Raw genomic sequence first — 4,177 nt, forward strand, 5'->3', positions numbered from 1 at the left:
GGACGCCCGATCGTCCCGCTTGGGCGGATCGAAGATCAAAGGCCCGCCGCCTCTCGCTCTGTTTGGACCACGCCATTGCAGGGGCGGCTTCAGCCGCGACCGTGCGGGTATCCGGCGGCTGTGGCGGCAGGCTTCGCTTGCTGGTGCGCGGCTCGCTCTGGTGCGTCGCGCGGCGCCCGGGAGCAGGCCCTTTCCGGGACACGCCGTGAATCCATCCATGGAGGCTCGTAGGCGACATCAGTGTCGCCTACGGTCCCGGAAAGGGCCTGCCCCCGGACGCCCGATCGTCCCGCGCGGGCGGATCGAAGATCAAAGGCCCGTGGCCGCTCGCTCGGTTTGGACCACGCCACTGCAGGGGCTGCTTCAGCTGCGACCGCGCGCCATCCGATCGCCTTGCACATGCAGGGCATTGGCCCCCTTCCCCGAAAACGATTAGATACCGGTCGCGGCCGAAGCCGCGCCTGCGCATCGGCGAATGGTTACAGGTCGCCCAGCTTCGCCTGCAGGGCGGCAATTGCCGCCAGGCCCGCCGTCTCGGTGCGCAGGATGCGCGGGCCGAGTTGCAGGCCCTGGAAGCCCGCCGCGGCCAGGGTCTGGCGGTCGCGCGGGGACCAGCCGCCTTCCGGGCCGATGGCCACGACGATGGGTGTATCCGCGCTCGCTTCGAGCGTGGCAAGGCGATGTTCGCCCTGCGGGTCGAGGGTGAGCTTGAGCGCTTCCGCGGGCACGGCGCGGGCGGCGTCGGCCAGCGACTGCGGCATCGCCAGCGCCGGGACGCGGGCGCGGCCGGATTGCTCGCACGCCGAGACGATCACGCTGCGCCAGTGCGCCACGCGCTTCTCCATCCGCTGGGCATCGAGCTTGACCTCGGTGCGCTCGGCGTTGACCGGCAGGAGGGCGGTGATGCCCAGCTCGGTCGCCTTCTGCAGGATCAGGTCCATCTTCTCGCCGCGGGCGATGCCTTGCAGCAGGTACAGCGGGCGCGGGGATTCGGTATGCACCGCGACCGGTGCGCCGAGGCGCACGCGTGCTTCGCGCTTGGCGGCGAGAGTGATCGTGGCGGGGTAGTCGTGGCCGTCGCCGTTGAACAGTACGCAGTCGTCACCTTCGCCCAGGCGCAACACGCGCAGCAGGTGGTTGGCGGTGTCCTCGGGCAGCAACAGCTCTGCGCCGGCCGAGAGCGGCAGGTCCACGTGGCTGCGGGTCAGGCGCATGCGGTGGCTTCCTCGATCGCGGCCAGGGTGGTTTCGGCCAGCAGGGCCAGCTGGGCTTCGTCCACGCAGTAGGGGGGCATCCAGTAGAGGATGTCGCCGAGCGGGCGCAGCACTACGCCGCGCGCCAGGGCGGCACGGTAGGCGCGCAGGCCGACGCGCGCTTCGGCGGGGAACGGGGTGCGGCGGTCGCCGTCGCGGGTCAGTTCGAAGGCCACCACCATGCCGGCTTGGCGCAGGTCGGCGACATGGCGGTGGTCGCCGAGGGGCTGCGATAGCTCGCGCATGCGCTCGATGGTGGCGTGGTTGCGCACGATGACCTCGTCGCGGGCGAAGATGTCCAGGCACGCCAGTGCGGCGGCGCAGGCGAGCGGGTTGCCGGTGTAGCTATGCGAATGCAGGAAGGCGCGCTCGCGCGAGTCGTCCAGGAAGGCGTCGTACAGGTCCTGCGTCGCCAACACCGCCGACAGCGGCAGGAAGCCGCCGGTCAGGCCCTTCGAGAGGCACATCAGGTCCGGCATCACGCCGGCCTGCTCGCAGGCGAACATCGTGCCGGTGCGGCCGAAGCCGGCGGCGATCTCGTCGGCGATCATGAACGCGCCATGCGCGTCGCACAGCTCGCGCACGCGCCGCACGTAGGCCGGGTGATGCATGCGCATGCCGCCGGCGCATTGCAGGCGCGGTTCCAGGATCACCGCGCAGATTTCGCCGGGGTGCTGGTCGAACAGGTCGGCCAGCGCGTCGGCGGCCTGCAGGGCGCGGCTCTCGGCCGACTGGCCCGGCGCGGCGAGGTAGGCGTCGGGCGAGGGCGCGAACAGCGCCTCGGCCAGCAGCGGGGCGTAGACACGGCGATACAACGGGATGTCGCCCACCGCCAGCGCGCCGATGGTTTCGCCGTGGTAGCCGTTCTCCAACGCGACGAAGCGCGTGCGCTGCGGCTCGCCGCGATTGCGGAAGTAGTGGAAGGCCATCTTCAGCGCCACCTCCACGCCGGCCGAACCGTTGTCGGCGTAGAACACCTTGGACAGCGGCGCGCGGCCGGGCTGGCGCGGGGCGATCTCCAGCAGCCGCTCGGCCAGGCGGATCGCCGGCTCGTGCCCGAAGCCGGCGAGCATCACCTGCTCCAGCGACCCGGCCTGCGCGGCGATGGCCGCGCCGATGCGCGGCTCGGCGTGGCCGAACAGGTTGGTCCACCAGCTGCTCACCGCGTCCAGGTAGTGGCGGCCGTCGTGGCCGATCAGCCAGGCGCCTTCACCGCGTGCAATGGGGACCAGCGGCAGGGTGTCGGGGTGCTCGCGCATCTGCGTGCACGGGTGCCAGAGCACGGCCAGGTCGCGCTTTCGCCAGGCATCGGCCAGGGCGGCGGGGTCTGCTAGCATTTCGGTGTGATCAATCTCTTTGCGCATATGCCCATTCTATCGGCCCGCCGCGGCGCGGCGTTTCCCGCATGAGCCGGACGCTGCCGGTGATCCACGAGGTCCGCGAGCTGGGCGAAGGCCGCCAGCAGCTGGACCTGGAGTTCTCCAACGGCGAACGCCGGCTGTACCACCGCCTGCTCAGCGGCGGGCACGGCGCGGTGGTGGTGGTGCCGCTGCTGGACGAGGAGACCGTGCTGCTGGTGCGCGAGTACGCCGCCGGCATGCACCGCTACGAGCTGGGCCTGGTCAAGGGCCGCATCGACGAAGGCGAAACCCCGGTGCAGGCCGCCGACCGCGAGCTGAAGGAGGAAGCTGGCTACGGCGCGCGCAAGCTCGACGTGCTGCGCGCGATGACGCTGGCCCCCACCTACATGGCGCACCAGTCCTGGCTGGTGGTGGCGCGCGACCTGTACCCCGAGCGCCTGCCCGGCGACGAGCCGGAGGAACTGGACGTGGTGCCGTGGAAGCTGGCCGATCTCGACCAGCTGCTGCTGCGCGAGGACTTCTCCGAAGGCCGTTCGCTGGCCGCGCTGCTGATCGCCCGCCAGTGGCTGGCGGGCAAGCTGTGAGCGCGGCGATCGACCCGGCCGTGGGCGAGGGCGTCATCGCCATCGCCCAGGCCGCCGGCGCGGCGATCATGACCGTGTACGCCGACGGTTTCTCGGTGCAGACCAAGGAAGACGCCAGCCCCCTGACGCAGGCCGATCTGGCCGCCAACCGCGTCATCGTCGAGGGCCTGGCGCAGCTCACGCCGGAGATTCCCGTGCTGTCGGAGGAATCGGCGCAGGTGCCGTGGGACGTGCGACGCCACTGGCGGCGCTACTGGCTGGTCGACCCGCTCGACGGCACGCGCGAGTTCATCAAGCGCAACGGCGAATTCAGCGTCAACATCGCGTTGATCGACGAAGGCGTGGCGGTGTTCGGCGTGATCCAGGCGCCCGTGGACGGACGGCTCTGGCACGCCTGGCGCGCGCAAGCCGCCTACCGCCGGGAAGGCGACCACGACGTGCGGCTGCAGGTGCGCACCCCGGCCACCGCGCCGCTGCGCGTGGCGGCGAGCCGCTCGCACCGCGGCGAGCGCACCGAGGCCCTGCTGGCGCGCATGGGCGAGGTGGAAGTGATCGCCCAAGGTTCCTCGTTGAAATTCTGCCGCATCGCCGATGGCGTGCTGGATGTGTATCCGCGTTTCGGCCCCACCTCCGAATGGGACACCGCCGCGGGGCAATGCGTGCTGGAGGCGGCCGGCGGACAGGTGCTGGCCGCGCACAGCGGCGAGCCATTCCGCTACAACCAGCGCGAGACCCTGCTCAATGGGGATTTCATCGCGCTGGGCGACCCCGCATTGCCGTGGCGCGAGTGGATGTGAGCGTGGCGCGCGAGCCTGTTGCCTGCCTCATCGCAAACGCGCGGTCGGTGTAGTTCTTCCGTGCAGCTCCCGCAGCCACGGATGGCCGATGCCCCGTCGTCCAGCGCCACCGCGCTGGACATCGAGCCCGTCGCTCATCGCCTTTGATCTTCGTTCCGTCCGGGTTGAACGATCGGGCGGGT

General features: G+C 71.0%; 4 protein-coding genes. 2 read left to right on the forward strand and 2 right to left on the reverse strand.

The features are described from left to right. Nucleotides 1-479 precede the first annotated feature (479 nt). Nucleotides 480-1,214, reverse strand: coding sequence for a 16S rRNA (uracil(1498)-N(3))-methyltransferase (locus P6166_RS17335; protein ID WP_277765674.1), 735 nt, complete (start codon nucleotides 1,212-1,214; stop codon nucleotides 480-482). Then, the gene (bioA, locus tag P6166_RS17340) at nucleotides 1,205-2,590 is read right to left on the reverse strand and encodes an adenosylmethionine--8-amino-7-oxononanoate transaminase (protein WP_277765675.1); all 1,386 of its coding nucleotides are present in this window, start codon (nucleotides 2,588-2,590) and stop codon (nucleotides 1,205-1,207) included. The genes P6166_RS17335 and bioA overlap by 10 nt, the downstream gene beginning before the upstream one ends. Before the next feature lie 68 nt (nucleotides 2,591-2,658). On the opposite strand from bioA, the gene nudE reads away from it, so the two are divergent. Together nudE and cysQ are read left to right on the forward strand one after the other, a co-directional pair. Further along, nucleotides 2,659-3,198, forward strand: coding sequence for an ADP compounds hydrolase NudE (gene nudE, locus P6166_RS17345; RefSeq protein WP_277765676.1), 540 nt, complete (start codon nucleotides 2,659-2,661; stop codon nucleotides 3,196-3,198). Next, on the forward strand, nucleotides 3,195-3,995 hold the full coding sequence (gene cysQ, locus P6166_RS17350) for a 3'(2'),5'-bisphosphate nucleotidase CysQ (protein WP_277765677.1): 801 nt from the start codon (nucleotides 3,195-3,197) through the stop codon (nucleotides 3,993-3,995). The genes nudE and cysQ overlap by 4 nt, the downstream gene beginning before the upstream one ends. Nucleotides 3,996-4,177 lie beyond the last annotated feature (182 nt).

Origin of the sequence: Stenotrophomonas sp. HITSZ_GD (assembly GCF_029543105.1) — a bacterium.
In the GTDB taxonomy this organism is placed as follows: Bacteria; Pseudomonadota; Gammaproteobacteria; order Xanthomonadales; family Xanthomonadaceae; genus Stenotrophomonas_A.

Bases quoted from the DNA above. Each gene is read 5' to 3' on its own strand.
- bioA (WP_277765675.1), bottom strand. From the start codon at position 2,590: ATGCTAGCAGACCCCGCCGCCCTGGCCGATGCCTGGCGAAAGCGCGAC.
- nudE (WP_277765676.1), top strand. From the start codon at position 2,659: ATGAGCCGGACGCTGCCGGTGATCCACGAGGTCCGCGAGCTGGGCGAA.
- P6166_RS17335 (WP_277765674.1), bottom strand. From the start codon at position 1,214: ATGCGCCTGACCCGCAGCCACGTGGACCTGCCGCTCTCGGCCGGCGCA.